Annotated in this window: 16 protein-coding genes and 1 tRNA gene; 15 read left to right on the forward strand and 2 right to left on the reverse strand. The window is 63.1% G+C overall.

Annotation, left to right across the window (positions count from 1 at the left end):
• Positions 1–40 precede the first annotated feature (40 nt).
• From pyk to ACSS7Z_RS10315, 5 genes are all read left to right on the forward strand, one after another.
• A complete protein-coding gene (gene pyk, locus ACSS7Z_RS10295) occupies positions 41–1,489 on the forward strand; it encodes a pyruvate kinase (RefSeq protein WP_438254573.1) in 1,449 nt (482 codons plus the stop codon).
• Between the two features lie 115 nt (positions 1,490–1,604).
• The gene (locus ACSS7Z_RS10300) at positions 1,605–2,225 is read left to right on the forward strand and encodes a hypothetical protein (protein ID WP_438254574.1); all 621 of its coding nucleotides are present in this window, start codon (positions 1,605–1,607) and stop codon (positions 2,223–2,225) included.
• A 62-nt stretch (positions 2,226–2,287) separates the two neighbouring features.
• A complete protein-coding gene (locus tag ACSS7Z_RS10305) occupies positions 2,288–2,839 on the forward strand; it encodes a hypothetical protein (protein WP_438254576.1) in 552 nt (183 codons plus the stop codon).
• 111 nt (positions 2,840–2,950) lie between these two features.
• Positions 2,951–3,535, forward strand: a complete 585-nt coding sequence (locus tag ACSS7Z_RS10310; protein WP_438254577.1) for a hypothetical protein — start codon at positions 2,951–2,953, stop codon at positions 3,533–3,535.
• The gene (locus ACSS7Z_RS10315; protein WP_438254578.1) at positions 3,532–4,065 is read left to right on the forward strand and encodes an RNA polymerase sigma factor; all 534 of its coding nucleotides are present in this window, start codon (positions 3,532–3,534) and stop codon (positions 4,063–4,065) included. The genes ACSS7Z_RS10310 and ACSS7Z_RS10315 overlap by 4 nt, the downstream gene beginning before the upstream one ends.
• A gap of 105 nt (positions 4,066–4,170) precedes the next feature.
• Here the strand turns inward: ACSS7Z_RS10315 and ACSS7Z_RS10320 are convergent.
• Positions 4,171–4,253, reverse strand: a tRNA-Leu gene (locus tag ACSS7Z_RS10320).
• A 101-nt stretch (positions 4,254–4,354) separates the two neighbouring features.
• Between ACSS7Z_RS10320 and ACSS7Z_RS10325 the strand changes: the two genes are divergently transcribed.
• The 3 genes from ACSS7Z_RS10325 to ACSS7Z_RS10335 all read left to right on the forward strand — a co-directional run bounded on the left by ACSS7Z_RS10325 (position 4,355) and on the right by ACSS7Z_RS10335 (position 5,497).
• A complete protein-coding gene (locus ACSS7Z_RS10325; RefSeq protein ID WP_438254580.1) occupies positions 4,355–4,975 on the forward strand; it encodes an ANTAR domain-containing response regulator in 621 nt (206 codons plus the stop codon).
• Positions 4,972–5,118, forward strand: coding sequence for a hypothetical protein (locus ACSS7Z_RS10330; protein ID WP_438254581.1), 147 nt, complete (start codon positions 4,972–4,974; stop codon positions 5,116–5,118). The genes ACSS7Z_RS10325 and ACSS7Z_RS10330 overlap by 4 nt, the downstream gene beginning before the upstream one ends.
• A gap of 100 nt (positions 5,119–5,218) precedes the next feature.
• On the forward strand, positions 5,219–5,497 hold the full coding sequence (locus ACSS7Z_RS10335) for a hypothetical protein (protein ID WP_438254582.1): 279 nt from the start codon (positions 5,219–5,221) through the stop codon (positions 5,495–5,497).
• 249 nt (positions 5,498–5,746) lie between these two features.
• On the opposite strand, the gene ACSS7Z_RS10340 is transcribed toward ACSS7Z_RS10335, so the two are convergent.
• Positions 5,747–6,151 (reverse strand): hotdog fold thioesterase, encoded by a 405-nt coding sequence (locus ACSS7Z_RS10340; RefSeq protein WP_438254858.1) that lies wholly within the window; start codon positions 6,149–6,151, stop codon positions 5,747–5,749.
• A 63-nt stretch (positions 6,152–6,214) separates the two neighbouring features.
• On the opposite strand from ACSS7Z_RS10340, the gene polA reads away from it, so the two are divergent.
• From polA to ACSS7Z_RS10375, 7 genes are read left to right on the forward strand one after another with little or no spacing between them, the layout of a single operon-like run.
• Positions 6,215–8,848 carry a DNA polymerase I gene (gene polA / locus ACSS7Z_RS10345; RefSeq protein ID WP_438254583.1) on the forward strand — a complete coding sequence of 878 codons (2,634 nt, stop codon included), beginning with the start codon at positions 6,215–6,217 and terminating at the stop codon, positions 8,846–8,848.
• Between the two features lie 35 nt (positions 8,849–8,883).
• The gene (locus ACSS7Z_RS10350) at positions 8,884–10,560 is read left to right on the forward strand and encodes a DUF885 domain-containing protein (RefSeq protein ID WP_438254584.1); all 1,677 of its coding nucleotides are present in this window, start codon (positions 8,884–8,886) and stop codon (positions 10,558–10,560) included.
• A gap of 5 nt (positions 10,561–10,565) precedes the next feature.
• Entirely contained in the window at positions 10,566–11,591 is a 1,026-nt protein-coding gene (locus ACSS7Z_RS10355; RefSeq protein ID WP_438254585.1) for an LLM class flavin-dependent oxidoreductase, read from the forward strand.
• Complete coding sequence (locus ACSS7Z_RS10360) at positions 11,588–12,934, forward strand: MFS transporter (protein WP_438254586.1); 1,347 nt, start codon at positions 11,588–11,590, stop codon at positions 12,932–12,934. Before ACSS7Z_RS10355 ends, ACSS7Z_RS10360 begins: the two co-directional genes overlap by 4 nt.
• A gap of 44 nt (positions 12,935–12,978) precedes the next feature.
• Positions 12,979–13,725 (forward strand): SGNH/GDSL hydrolase family protein, encoded by a 747-nt coding sequence (locus ACSS7Z_RS10365; protein ID WP_438254859.1) that lies wholly within the window; start codon positions 12,979–12,981, stop codon positions 13,723–13,725.
• Entirely contained in the window at positions 13,722–14,351 is a 630-nt protein-coding gene (gene yczE, locus ACSS7Z_RS10370; RefSeq protein ID WP_438254587.1) for a membrane protein YczE, read from the forward strand. Before ACSS7Z_RS10365 ends, yczE begins: the two co-directional genes overlap by 4 nt.
• The gene (locus ACSS7Z_RS10375) at positions 14,348–15,094 is read left to right on the forward strand and encodes a formylglycine-generating enzyme family protein (RefSeq protein WP_438254588.1); all 747 of its coding nucleotides are present in this window, start codon (positions 14,348–14,350) and stop codon (positions 15,092–15,094) included. The genes yczE and ACSS7Z_RS10375 overlap by 4 nt, the downstream gene beginning before the upstream one ends.
• The last annotated feature ends 45 nt before the right edge of the window (positions 15,095–15,139 follow it).

A 15,139-nucleotide genomic window follows, 5' to 3' on the forward strand; every position in this document is an offset into this window, starting at 1 on the left:
CGCCAGTTCTGTTCCCTCACCTCTTACCCTGGAGAATTACTTGAGACGCGCGAAAATAGTCGCCACGCTGGGCCCGGCAACTTCAAGCTATGAAAATGTTCGAGCCATCATCGAAGCAGGAGTCGACGTTGCTCGACTGAACCTCAGCCACGGTGACTACTCGGTTCACGACGCCAACTACGCGAACGTTCGTCGCGCGGCGGATGACGCGGGCAAGGCTGTAGCGGTTCTCGTCGACCTTCAGGGTCCGAAGATCCGTCTCGGCAAGTTCGAGGGCGGCCCGTACGACCTCGCTGAGGGTGACATCTTCAAGATCACCACGGAAGACATCGTCGGAAACCGCGAGATCTGCGGAACCACCTTCAAGGGTCTCCCGAACGACGTCAAGCCCGGCGACTTCTTGCTCATCGATGATGGCAAGGTGCGCGTCGAGGTCGTCGAGACCGATGGCACGGTCGTGACCACCAAGGTGATCGTCGCCGGTCCCGTCTCTAACAACAAGGGCATCAACCTGCCCGGTGTCGCTGTCAACGTTCCCGCGCTGAGCGAGAAGGACGAGGCAGATCTTCGTTGGGGCCTGAACATCGGTGCCGACCTGATCGCGCTGTCCTTCGTGCGCGACGCCAGCGATGTCGAGCGTGTGCACGAGATCATGGCAGAAGAGGGCATCAAGGTCCCCGTCATCGCGAAGATCGAGAAGCCGCAGGCTGTCGACGCGCTCGAAGAGATCGTGGACGCCTTCGACGGAATCATGGTCGCCCGTGGCGACTTGGGCGTCGAGCTGCCGCTCGAGGCTGTGCCGATCGTGCAGAAGCGCGCAGTGGAACTGGCCCGTCGGAATGCAAAGCCGGTCATCGTCGCAACGCAGATGCTCGAGTCGATGATCTCGAGCCCGGTTCCGACTCGCGCTGAGACCTCCGACGTGGCGAACGCCGTGCTGGATGGTGCGGATGCTGTGATGCTCTCGGGCGAGACGAGCGTGGGCGAGTACCCGGTTGTCGTCGTCGAGACGATGGCACGCATCGTCGAGTCCACTGAAGAGCACGGCCTGGAGCGCATCGCACCGCTTACGAACAAGCCACGCACCCAGGGGGGTGCCATCACGCTGGCAGCTCTTGAGGTCGCCGACTTCGTCGATGCCAAGTACCTGTGCGTGTTCACCCAGTCCGGTGACTCGGCTCGTCGCCTGTCGCGTCTGCGCTCGCGCATCCCGATGCTGGCCTTCACGCCGGAGCCCGGCATTCGTCGGCGCATGGCGCTGACCTGGGGAATGCACTCGACGCTGGTGGACCCGGTGCAGCACACCGACCTGATGTTCCTGCAGGTAGACGAGTACCTGCTCAAGAACGGCATGGCCACGGAAGGGGACAAGGTCGTCGTGATCTCCGGTTCCCCTCCCGGAATCGTCGGATCGACCAACGACATCCGCGTTCACAAGGTCGGAGACGCCGTCAACGGCGCCGCGCCGATCTACAAGGAGAGCAAGTAACTCTCAGCGCGTTGAGGAAGGGGCGGTGCTTCGGTACCGCCCCTTTCGCATGCCCGGGCTGCAACCGCGGGCGGGATGTGAGCAATCTGTGAGGGCCATCCGGTAGACCGAGATCATGACGCATCCGCAGAAGCATTTGACCGACGCTCCTGGTTCTTTGGGATGGAAAGTGGCGCCCTCGAGATTCAGGTGGGGCCTCGCTGTCGGTTCGCTCGCCGTTGTGCTCGCGCTTGCGAGCTGCACCGTGCCCGCAGCATCCGAGGAAGCCGCGCCCGGTGGAGTCGCCGATGAGCAGGCCTCGGCTTCTGAACCAGCCACCGCGTCTGACGGCGGCTCCACGGCGGAGCCGGTCGAGAACACGCAGGAGGAGTCGTGTGATTGGAACTCACCGCGGATCACGGGCTCCGTCGACACCCCTCAAGAACACGGTCTGGAATTGTCCGAGGTACTCGTCGGAGCGTGGCAGCACACTCACACGGATGAGGGATCGGGCTTCGAGGAGGTGCCTAATGACCACAGGTTCGTGTTCCCCGCTTCGGATCGGCTGCTGTACTGCCAGCATGTTCCGGGAGCCACCGAGTACGCAGAGAACGCAGCGGATGTCACTCTGAGCGACACCACGATCGAGCTGCCGGGCGGTAAGTACGGCTATACGGTCACAGCCTGGGATGAAGACACCATGCTGTGGGACAACCCAGTCGGCGGCGGGTACGTCTACCTGCTGCAGCGACGTTAATACAAGTGGAGGCTCCTGACAGGCTAAAAGTCTTCACTGCAGGCGGTGATTATGGTGGGGGTATGGCGGACAGCGACGATCGAATGAACATGCCCTCTCATCTCGACCGAGCCATCATCTGGTCGGGCGTCGGAGCTGCAACGGCTCTCGCTGCGCTGCTGCTGATGTTCGGGGCTTTCGGATTCGCGAGTTCGGAGCCCCGCGCTGACAACGTCGGTGAAGAGGGTATCGGCATCATGTTTGGTGTCGTTGGCTGGGCCTTCGGGCTGCTGGTCGCCCTGCTCGCGGGCTCGGTGCTCGCACGATGTGTCGCCCGCAGGAGGTGGTGGCTGCGCCTGCTTCCGGCGCTCGTGAGCGTGGCGTGGATGTTGCTTGCACAGGCTGCGATGTACGGTCAGTGGTTCGAAGGGGCGGTCAGTGCGTGGCCGCTAATCGACGGCCTGCCCTCGGGGCTCAGCCTCTTGCTGTGGCCATTTCTCGTGTTCTCGATCTACACGCTCGGCGCGGTGCCAATCGGCATCGCGCTACTGATCATCTGGATCGTGCTGATCATCAGAGGTAGATCGCGTAGCTCGGCTGAACGTCAGGTCGGCACACCCACCCCGGTCGCGTAGCCGCGCGGCTCTGACTTCCCAGCAAGCCCACTCGACAATTTTGGCGACGGTTGGACAAAACGGTCTTGAGCGGTCATGTACATGGTGAATGCACTTATTGGAGGGCATACCATGGACACCACGGATCTCGAGCTATTGCTTCGCGAGACGGCACCCCAGCCGTCGCTGCCCGATCGGCTGGCTGCGCACCGGGAGAGGATCCTGGCCGGGGAGAAGTCACGTCGAACCCGTCGCTTGCGGATGTGGGCTGGCAGCACAGCCGTGGCCGCTGTGATTCTCGGCGGAGGGTCTGCGGCCATGGCGGCCAGCGGCATGGAAACGCCTTGGGGGTGGGTCGCGGACAATGTCTTCTCGGTGTCAAATGGTGCCGAGACCTGCGTCGCAGGATTCACTGTCAGCTTCTCGGAGGGCGTAGACGAGGACTCAGACATCGCGCGTGAAACACGAGCGTTCGTGGGCTCGCTCGACCTTCAGACGCTGGACACCGCGCAGATGGAAGCTGTGGTCCGTGAGTCGAAACCCACTGCTCAAAACGAGAGTGGCGATCCAATTCCGATCAGCATAAGCGATGCGGAGGTCAAGCAGTTTGCTGTGTGGCGGGTGTCCTCGGAGTTGATGTGGGAGCACCTGGAGGCAATGGGATACGACGCTCATCTCGTCGGCTTCAACATGGCCAACGATGAGTGTGCCTGGTGAGTGCTGCTGACAAGCAGGCCCACTTTGAGGTTGCTATCAGAGACTGCGAAGGTGACCTTGTCCGCTACTTCTTGCGCAGAATACCCAACCCGGCTGATGCCGCCGAAGCGCACGGCGAGCTACTCATCACGGCATGGAAACTCCATCGCAAAATGCCGGCCGACGCGACAGAAGCACGCATGTGGCTATTCGGTGTCGCTCACAACGTCTTGCGAAGCACCCGACGCAACTGCGCACGCCATTCGGCCGCGGTACAGAGATTCGCGGACGAACTGCGAACCACTCCGAAACCCCAGCCCGAAGACAAGGGTGTCGAGCTCCGAGATGCGATCGCATCACTTCCCGCAGGCGAAGCCGAACTAGTACGACTGGTTTACTGGGACGGCTTCAGATCCCATGAGGCAGCTGCGGTCCTCGGCATCAACGCGTCTACCGCGAGATCAAGAATGGCCAAGGCCAAGGCGCAGCTTCGGACGCTGATGGAACCAGCTAAGTCCGTCGTCGCTGATGCTGCGTATATTTCGCGGTAGCCAGGCCGAAGTCCGCTAGCGCGGCGAAGGCAGGATCCTGGAACTGGTGCGCTGGGACTAGCAGAAACCGCCGCTCAGGCCCGCTGGTGCGCATTGCAATTCAAGTGCCGGCGGTGGGACTCGAACCCACACGTCCTTGCGAACAAAGCATTTTGAGTGCTCCGCGTCTACCATTCCGCCACGCCGGCTCACATGTTGCGTATTCGACTTTAGCGCAGAGTGAGGGGTGATCCTGTCCACGCTCGGCGGGTGCGGCAGCGGCACAGCGAGTCTCGACTAGAATGTGTATGTGACCGAGCAAGAACTGTCTGAGCAGCCCACGGCATCCGCCCCGCGACGCGTCGTCGTCGCCGAAGACGAATCGCTGATTCGACTCGACATCGTCGAGATTCTTCGTGACAACGGCTTCGATGTCGTCGGTGAAGCAGGTGACGGTGAGACCGCTGTGGCATTGGCTACAGAGTTGCGTCCCGACCTGGTCATCATGGACGTCAAGATGCCACAGCTCGACGGCATCAGCGCTGCAGAGCGCCTGCACAAGGCGAACATCGCCCCCGTGGTGCTGCTGACGGCCTTCAGCCAGAAAGAGCTCGTCGAACGAGCCAGCGAAGCCGGTGCGCTCGCCTACGTCGTCAAGCCGTTCACTCCGAACGACCTTCTTCCGGCGATCGAGATCGCTCTCGCGCGTCACGAGCAGATCATCACGCTCGAAGCTGAGGTCGCCGACATGGTCGAGCGCTTCGAGACCCGCAAGCTCGTTGACCGTGCCAAGGGCCTGCTCAACGAGAAGATGGGACTGTCCGAGCCTGAGGCGTTCCGCTGGATCCAGAAGGCATCCATGGATCGCCGACTGACGATGCAGGATGTCGCCAAGGCGATCATCGAGCAGCTCGCGCCCAAGAAGGAATGACCGACCTCGGCGACGGAATCCGTCTCCGAGCGATCGAGGCGGGGGACGGCGCCGCGATGGTCGCCGCATATGATGCCAACAGAAAGTACCTGCGGATTGCGGGGGAGTGGCAGGACCACGTGTTGTTCCAGCGGATCCTCTAGTTGGTGACTTCTTCTGCACCGATTGCCTTCTATCGGTGGTCCTCCACAATTCTCGGCACCCGGGTTTCTCTCGTGATTGCTAAGGCGTAACCTCGTGTGCATGGCGATGAGCAACGCGGAGTTACAGCGTCGTGTCGAGCAGAACAAGAACGACGCAGAAGAGTTCTACGAGATCCTCAAGGCGCATACCTTGCGCTTCGATGGTGTTGACAAACGCTTCGATGGCATGGACAAGCGCTTCGATGGTGTTGACAAACGCCTCGATGGCATGGACAAGCGCTTCGACGGTGTCGACAAACGCCTCGATGGCGTCGGCAAACGCCTCGATGGCATCGAGGTCAAGCTGGACACCGTCATTGAAATCCTGACGGAGCGTTGACAGCGGACAGCGAAGACTACGAGGAGAGTCTCCCGATCCAGGGTTACGACCCCGCGGAGGCGTATGCCCAAATCATCACAATCGGGGAAACGCTGCTCCAGCAACGCGGCCGTTTTGAGCAGATGACGAACCGACAGCATCAGCGACGCTCGTTTTGGAGGAGTGGACCGGCGACTCAACAAGCTCGAAGACGTCGACGAGAAACTCGCCCGACTACTCGCGATACGTGACCGTGGCGAGGCCTCGTGATCAGGCGGGGAGGTCCTTGATCATGTTCGTGATGCGGACGGTCGAGCAGCGACGCCCCTGATCGTCTGTCACGACGATCTCGTGCACGGCGACGCTGCGCCCGAGGTGAATCGGCGTGCAGACGCCCGTCACGATTCCCGTGGTGGCGGAGCGCGTGTGGGTGGCGTTGATGTCAACGCCCACGGCGAGACGCCCGGGACCTGCGTGCAGATTCGCGGCCATCGATCCCAGAGACTCGCCGAGCACGACGTAGGCGCCGCCGTGGAGCAGTCCTACCGGTTGTGTGTTGCCCTCAACCGGCATCGTCGCGACCGCACGTTCGACAGTGAACTCGGTGAAGATGATCCCCATCTTGTCTGCGAGTGCGCCCAAGCCTCGCTGCATCGCCCAATCCAAACCGGTCATCTGGACGCTCTCACTCACGGATCCTCCTCAGCGGGTGTCCGTCGTCCTCGTTAGGCTTACTGTGTGACGGACTCCGCAAAGCCTACCCTCATGGTCGTTGACGGCCACTCGCTCGCCTATCGCGCATTCTTCGCACTGCCGGTCGAAAACTTCACCACGAAGGACAATCAGCACACCAACGCCATCTACGGCTTCTTGTCGATGCTGGTGAATCTCATCAAGGCCGAGAAGCCCACTCACCTGGCCATCGCCTTTGATACTTCCCGGCATTCGTTCCGCACGGATGAGTACCCCGAATACAAGGCGACTCGCTCCGAGTCTCCGCAGGAGTTCCGCGGTCAGGTTCCGCTGCTGCAGGACGTCCTCGCGGCGATGTCGATCCCGGTGCTGACGAAAGAGGGCTTCGAGGCCGATGACATCCTCGCCACGCTGGCGGCTCAGGGCGCTCAGGAGGGGTACGACGTCCTCGTCGTCTCGGGCGACCGCGACACGATTCAGCTCGTCACTGATGAGGTGACCCTGCTCTATCCATCTGTTCAGGGCGTCTCGCAGCTTAAGCGTTACGACCCTGCCGCAGTCATGGAGCGATATGGCGTGCGCCCGGAGCAGTACCCCGACATCGCAGCTCTCGTGGGCGAGACCAGCGACAACCTTCCCGGCGTGCCGAAGGTGGGGGAGAAGACGGCCGTCAAATGGCTCACGCAGTTCGGCACCCTGGATGACCTGCTCGAGCGGGCAGAGGAGATCAAGGGCGTCGTCGGAGGTAACCTCCGCGAGCACATGGATGCTGTGCGACGAAACCGCAGGCTCAACCGACTGCTCACAGATGTCGAACTGCCCGTTCTGCCGGGCGACCTCGCTGTCGCTCCGATCGACGCACAAGCCGTTCGCGACATCTTCGCACGGCTGGAGTTCCGGACCCTGCTGCCCCGAGTCTTCGACGCAGTCGGAGCAGGCGATGAGCCGACCCACGACGAACCCGCAGTGCAGATGCCCACGCCCAGCGAGGTCTCCGCGGTCGAACTCGCACAATGGATCACGAGCCAAACAGCTGAGCTCGGTCTTACGCTCGCCGTCGCCGCCGGGAAGATCAGCCGAGTCGGCGTTGCAAGTCTCACTGAACTGCGTGAAACTGACTGGTCTGAAGGCACCGTCGAGGCTCTGCGCTCGTGGCTCGAGTCTGACGCGCCCACGGTTCTGAACGACGCAAAGCCTCAGATCAAGGCGCTTCTGCGCGCAGGTATCCGGCTGGGTGGTGTGACGTACGACACGCTCTTGGCAGGTTGGCTGCTGCGGCCCAGCTTCCCCGACAAGACGCTCGCTCATCTCGTCGAGCGCTACCTGGGCGAGAAACTCCCGGTGGCTGATCCTTCGCAACTCGTCCCCGAGACTGATGGGGCAACGCCCGCGCAGGAGGCGTGGTTCACGTTGCGCACAGCGGCAGCTTTGCGCGACGACCTGCCTGAACCTGTGGCATCCGTTCTCACCGACATCGAGCTTCCGACGCTCCTGGCTCTGGCCGATATGGAAGAAGCCGGCGTCGCTGTTTCGCACGATGTGCTCTCCACTTTCTCCGGAGAACTCGCTCGTCGCACCGATGCGATCGCCATCGACGCGTTCGCGCTGGTCGGACGCGAGTTCAATCTGGGCTCACCGAAGCAACTTCAAGAGGTGCTGTTCGAAGATCTGCAGCTACCGAAGACCCGCAAGACCAAGACCGGGTACTCGACGGATGCTGCGGTTCTCGCCGATCTGCAAGAGAGCAACCCGCACCCGTTCCTCGACCTGCTGCTACAGCACAGAGAAGCGACGAAACTTCGCCAGATCATCGAGTCGCTCGACACCGCGATCAAAGACGACCACCGCGTTCACACGACCTATGTGCAGACAGGCAGCCAGACCGGTCGGCTCTCCAGCACTGATCCGAACCTGCAGAACATCCCGGTGCGCACCGAGGAATCCCGCCGCATCCGCAGCGCGTTCCAAGTCGGTGAAGGCTATGAGACTCTGCTGACCGCCGACTATTCGCAGATCGAGATGCGCATCATGGCGCACCTTTCCGGCGATGAGGGTCTGATCGAAGCTTTCAATACCGGAGAGGACCTGCACCGTTTCGTCGGCGCACGTGTCTTCGGCGTAACGCCGGAAGAAGTGACCTCGGCGATGCGCACCAAGGTCAAGGCGATGTCGTACGGTCTGGTCTACGGCCTCAGCGCTTTCGGCCTGTCGAAACAGTTGCGTATTGAGCAGTCCGAAGCGAAGAAGCTCATGATGGAGTACTTCGCTCGTTTCGGTGCGGTGCGCGACTATCTGCGCGCGTCGGTTCTGAAGGCGAAGGAAGACGGTTACACCGAGACGATCTTCGGTCGTCGTCGCCCGTTCCCTGACTTGAACAGCCCCAACCGTGTGCTGCGTGAGAACGCCGAGCGAGCCGCGCTCAACGCACCGATCCAGGGCAGTGCCGCCGACATCATGAAGATCGCACTGGTGGAGATTCATGATGACCTGCGGCGTGCACAGATGCGTTCGCGTGTGCTCCTGCAGATTCATGATGAGCTCGTGGTCGAGGTGGCGCCAGGGGAGTGGGATGCAACCGAGCAGATCGTTCGTGCGCGAATGGCGGATGCCGCGAGCCTTACTGTGCCGCTTGATGTGCAGGTCGGTCGCGGTCGTGACTGGAACGAGGCCGCGCACTAAGCCGCGAGAGACCGTGGCGGCGCTACGCTGAGGGCATGACGACTACCCCTCGCACACCCACTGCGATCGATCAGATCGCCGAAGATTGGGTGGATACTCTCGTAACGCTGGCCCCGACGCTGGGCACGTACATCGGTCGAAACGATGTCAACGCCCGTTACGGTGACCTCAGCCCCGACGGGCAGCAGCAATATGCGGCAGAGGCGACCAAGACACTCGCGGCGTTACAGGCGGCTGCCCCTGTCGACGCCGTGGATGAGGTCACGCAAACCGATCTGACGAGTGAACTACGGCTCGAGCTCGAGTTCCACGAGGCGCAGTGGCACCTGCGGGATCTGAATGTGATCGCCTCGGCCGTGCAGGACATCCGGCAGGTGTACGACCTGATGCCGACAGCGACAGCCGAAGACTGGTCGGTGATCGCCAAACGTATGGCTGCGGTGCCGGGCGCGCTGGAAGGTTACGCCGCCACCCTGGCCGAGGGCATCGCCCGGGGGGTCGTACCGTCGCAGCGACAGGTGCGCGAAGTCGCCGATCAGATCGTCCGCTACACCGCCGCAGATGGCTTCTTCACCGACTTCGTTGCTGGCGCAGCTCTAGACGGGGGCGAGATTCCGACGTCGCTCGCTGCAGATCTTGCCACGGGCGCGAATGCCGCCCGCACCGCCTACGACGAGCTGCGTAGATTCCTGACGGACACACTGGCACCGGCAGCATCCGATGTCGACGCTGTCGGCCGGGAACTCTACTCGCTGCACTCTCGCCGCTTCCTCGGAGCCGAGATCGACCTCGACGAGACGTATGAGTGGGGTCGCGACGAGCTTGCTCGCATGATCGCGGAGCAGACGGCGATCGCGAACGAGATCCTGCCGGGATCCACCGTCGAAGAAGCGGTAGCGCACCTCGAGGCTGATCAGTCCCGCAAGCTCATCGGTACCGATGCGCTGCAGCGGTGGATGCAGGAAACCAGCGACCGCGCCGTAGCCGAGCTCGGTGCAACGCACTTCGACATTCCGGAGGAGATTCGCACGCTCGAGTGCATGATCGCCCCCACGCAAGAGGGCGGAATCTATTACACCGGTCCCACCGACGATTTCTCACGTCCCGGTCGCATGTGGTGGTCGGTGCCGGAGGGCGTGACCGAGTTCGACACCTGGCGCGAGCTCACCACCGTCTACCACGAGGGGATTCCAGGGCACCACCTGCAGATCGGACAGGCGGTTTACAACCGCGCCGAGCTGAACTCCTGGCGGCGGCTCCTGGCTGGCACGTCAGGGCATGCGGAAGGCTGGGCGCTTTACGCCGAGCGTCTGATGCAGCAGCTGGGTTATCTCGATGACCCGGCCGACCGGCTCGGCATGCTGGACGGACAGCGCATGCGCGCGGCCCGTGTCGTGCTCGATATCGGAGTGCACCTCGGCAAGCCCCGCCTGGAGGGCACGGGGACCTGGGACGCTGATTACGCACTGAATTTCATGCGCCAGAACGTGAACATGTCGGACGAGTTCGTCCAGTTCGAGGTCAATCGGTACCTGGGCTGGCCGGGCCAGGCTCCGTCGTACAAGGTCGGCCAGCGCATTTGGGAACAGGTGCGCGACGGCTACCAAGCGCGGCAGGGCGACGCTTTCAACATCAAGGACTTCCACAAGCGCGCCCTTGATCTCGGTGGCGTCGGTCTAGACACGCTGCGCGCAGCCCTCCTCCAGAAGTAGGAAAGATGGCCCTCGAGTTCGGTCTCGACACCTTCGGCGACATCACGCGCTCAGCTGATGGCACCCTGCTCACCGGAGCAGAGACTATACGCAACATCGTGGCGCAGGCCGAGCTCGCGGACCGCGTCGGCGTGGACTTCTTCGGAGTCGGTGAGCACCACCGCGCCGAGTTTGCCGTATCCGCACCGGAAATGGTGTTGGCGGCGATCGCGTCGCGTACGGAGCGAATCCGACTCGGAACCGCTGTCACTGTGCTCTCCTCCGATGATCCCGTGCGCGTTTATGAACGCTTCGCGACGTTAGATGCCGTTTCGAACGGCCGCGCCGAGGTGGTGCTTGGACGGGGGTCCTTCACCGAGTCGTTCCCGCTGTTCGGATACGACCTGCGCGACTACGAAGCGCTGTTCGAAGAGAAGCTCGAGCTGTTCGTTGAGCTACTCAAGGAGAAGCCTGTGACGTGGTCGGGAACGATGCGCGCCTCGCTCGACAACGCAGACGTGTTCCCCAAGACCGAGAACGGGCTGCGCACGTGGGTCGGCGTCGGGGGCAGCCCCGAATCAGTCGTCCGCGTCGCGCGGCACGGTCTGGGACTCATGCTGGCAATCATCGGCGGACCGGCGGTACGGTTCAAGCCGTTCGTCGAGCTGTATCACCGCTCGATTGCGGCGTTCGGCACACCGGAGCATCCCATCGCCGTGCACTCTCCCGGGCATATCGCGGACAGCGATGAGGAAGCGTGGGATGGCGCCTACGCGGGGTTCGAAGCGATGAACAACACCATCGGCCGCGAACGCGGGTGGCCCGAGTACAGCCGCGCTCGATTCCAGAACGATGTCGGGCCTGCGGGAGCGATCTACTCCGGCTCTCCAGAACGGGTGGCGCAGAAGATCGCCGACACTGTCCGCACCCTCGGGATCAGCAGGTTCGATCTCAAGTACGCGACCGGAACACTCGGGCATGAGCAGATGATGCGGAGCATCGAGCTGTACGGCACCGAGGTCATCCCGCGCGTACGGGAGCTGCTGTCATGACCGATGTCGTTCCGAGCCGGTCTTCGCTGGCGGCCAGGCTCGATCAACTGCCTTTCACCCGTCGACACGGCCGGTTGCTCACCGGTTCGGGGGTGGGCTGGGCATTGGACGCGATGGACGTCGGACTCATCTCGTTCATCCTGGCAGCGCTCGCACAGCAGTGGGACCTCAGCAAGGCCGAAAGCGGCTGGATCGCGTCGGTCGGATTCATCGGCATGGCTCTGGGCGCGAGCCTGGGCGGTTTGTTGGCTGACCGCTTCGGTCGGCGACAGGTATTCGCACTGACGCTGTTGGTCTACGGCATAGCGACCGGGGCCAGCGCGCTGGCCGGCGGCATCACGGTTCTGCTGGCACTTCGATTCCTCGTGGGTTTGGGTTTGGGAGCCGAGCTTCCCGTCGCATCCACCTACGTCAGCGAGTTCGCCCCGGCACGCATCCGTGGGCGGCTGATCGTTATCCTCGAAGCGTTCTGGGCGGTCGGCTGGACGGCTGCAGCGCTGATCGGGTACTTCGTAATCCCGGCATCCGATGACGGCTGGCGATGGGCGTTCGCGCTCGGCGCGATTCCTGCGGTGTACGCCCTCGTCATTCGCTGGGGACTCCCGGAGTCACCGCGCTGGCTAGCCTCACGTGGGCGCCTGGCCGAGGCAGAGCGGATCGTTTCCCGATTCGAAGCGGATGCCGATATCGTCAGCGCACCCGCCACGCCTCCCGCCGCTCCGTCTCGCCCGGCTCTGACGACTGCCTCGCGGCTGAGCACGCTGTGGGCGAGCGAGTTCCGCGTCCGTACGTTGTGCCTCTGGCTGGTCTGGTTCTGCGTGAACTTTGCCTACTACGGCGCATTCATCTGGATCCCCAGCATCCTCGTGGATGCCGGATACGATCTGGTGCGATCCTTCGGATTCACTCTGCTCATCACACTCGCGCAGCTGCCGGGGTACGCGGTGGCGGCGTGGCTGATTGAGGTGTGGGGACGCCGGGTGACGCTTTCGGTCTTCCTCGTCGGCTCGGCTGCCTCGGCAGTGCTGTTCGGCAGTGCCACGGGGGATGCCGCGATCATCGGCACCGGAATGGCCTTGTCCTTCTTCAATCTCGGTGCCTGGGGCGCGCTGTATGCGGTGACACCGGAGATCTACCCGACGTCGGTGCGCGCCACCGGATCAGGGTGGGCCGCCGGCGTCGGACGGATCGCCTCTATCATCGCGCCGGTGCTGGTTCCGGTTTTGCTCGTCGCTGGGGGAGTGGAGCTTCTCTTCGTCGTGTTCGCTGCGTTCTTCATCGTCGCCGCGGTGGCGGCGTGGGGGCTCGTCGACAAGCGTGGCCAGTCGTTGGATGATCGGTGAGGCTGTTGGGGGCCGACCCGGCATAGGCTGGGGCAGTGACTGGTGTGAGATTTGTGGCGATCGGCGACTCTTTCAGCGAGGGCGTCGGCGATGAATTGCCCGATGGACGAGTGCGTGGCTGGGCTGACATCGCCGCCCAGGGATGGGCGGATGCTGCCGGACACTCGATCCAGTACGCCAATCTCGCCATTCGCGGAAAGCTTGCTTGGCCGATCCTCGAGGAGCAGCTGGAGCCGGCTCTGGCGTTGAACCCGACCCATCTCTCATTCAACGGCGGCGGAAACGATATGCTCCGGCCTCGCTCCGATCCCGAGCACATCGCGGATACGTTCTCGCGCGTGCTTCGTCGCTGTGATGACCACGGGGTGACGCTCATCCTGCTTTCCGGCGCCAATCCGGCAGGGCAACTTCCGCTCGGCTCCCTCATCCAGCGGCGCGGTGACGAACTGTCTGCCGCTGTGCTCCGACGCGTGGCAAACCGTCCGGACGTCGTTCGTGCGCTCAACTGGCCCGACCGCGAACTGTCAACGGCGCCCTACTGGTCAGAGGACCGGCTGCACATGAATTCCGCTGGCCATCACCGGGTTGCGGCTCGCGTGTTGCACGCCCTGGGGTATGAGCCGCCGGCCGAGTGGTGGTCACCGAGCGCCGCTGCCATTGCCGGTCCAGCGGGGATGGCCTATTACCGGCAGCATGTGGGACCGTGGGTGAAGCGGCGGCTCACGCGCAAATCCTCGGGTGATGGGCGCCAGGCGAAGTATCCGACGTGGGTGGAACGGTCGCCCCAGTGATCCGTGTTCGTGGCCGCCGTCTGCCACGACGCTCTGCGCAGCTGCTGATCGGACTGTTCCTCTACGGCGTCGGCATCGCGTTCATGCTGCGGGGCGAGGTCGGCGCTGCTCCCTGGGACGTCCTGTCCCAAGGGATCGCAAGACACATACCGCTGACATTCGGGGTGATCACGATTTTCGTGAGCATCGTCGTTCTGCTGTTCTGGCTGCCGTTGCGGCAGCGTTACGGTATCGGGACCTTGCTGAACGCGCTCCTCGTCGGCCCATCCGCAGACATCGGGCTGTTGCTGATTCCGACCGGGCAGCCGCTCTGGCTGCGTATCGGATTCTTCATCATCGGGCTGGTCGTACTCTCCGTCGCAACCGGGCTGTATATCGGCGCGCATTTCGGCCCTGGGCCCCGAGACGGCCTCATGACCGGGCTGCACGCGCGAACGGGGTGGCCGATCTGGGCGGTCAGGACCGGATTGGAAGTGACTGTGGTGCTGATCGGCTGGAGTTTGGGCGGGAATGTTGGCTTCGGCACCCTCGCCTTCGCGCTCCTGGTTGGACCGCTCTGCCAGTACTTCATGCGTATCTTCGCCATCCGGATGGATGTCGAACCACGCTCCTCGGCGGCACAATGAGCGACTTCGAGATGGCGCGGATTCCGGCCGGGTCGGTGCTCCTCAAGGACGCGCGGCGCAAGACTCAGCGCACCGTGCAGCTGGAACCGTTTGAGATCGGAATGTACGCGGTGACGCAGGAGCAGATGGCAGAGGTTCTCGGCATCGCTTCTCGTCATCCCCGTCGTCCGGCTGCGGACGTGAGCTGGTTGCGCGCCATTCGCTTCTGCAACGCAGCATCCGAATGGGAAGGTCTGGATTCTGCCTATACCTTCGACGGCGAAGAGGTGACCTGGCACGTTGACAGTGACGGGTATCGCCTGCCGACCGAGGCTGAGTGGGAGTACGCGTGCCGGGCGGGCTCAAGCGGACCTCACTACGGTCTGCTCGCCGACATTGCCTGGACCAGCGCAGATGGCGTGCCGCATCCGCAGCATGTCGGCGGCAAGATGCCGAATTTGAACGGGCTGTTCGACACGCTCGGCAACGTGTGGGAATGGTGTTGGGATCTGCTTGATCCGGCGCGGTATGACGACTACCGGGTCTTTCGCGGCGGTGGCTACGCTGACGACGCGTGGAACGTACGCGCTTCGGTACGGCGCGGGGGAGCGCCACGTATGCACCATGAAGACGTGGGGATGCGGTTGGCCCGAGGCGGGTTCGACTCTACGAATTCCGCTCAGGGCTGGTCAGCAGCGGTGGATCGCGAGCGCGCGGCTGCATCCGGTCCGCTACCGATGGGATGGACCCCTCGACGCGGGTGAACCCGTTCCGTGTCAACCCCTATGGTGCGGCTACACAACGCGCGG

Origin of the sequence: Microbacterium wangyouchuni (assembly GCF_051546305.1) — a bacterium.
GTDB lineage: Bacteria > Actinomycetota > Actinomycetes > Actinomycetales > Microbacteriaceae > Microbacterium.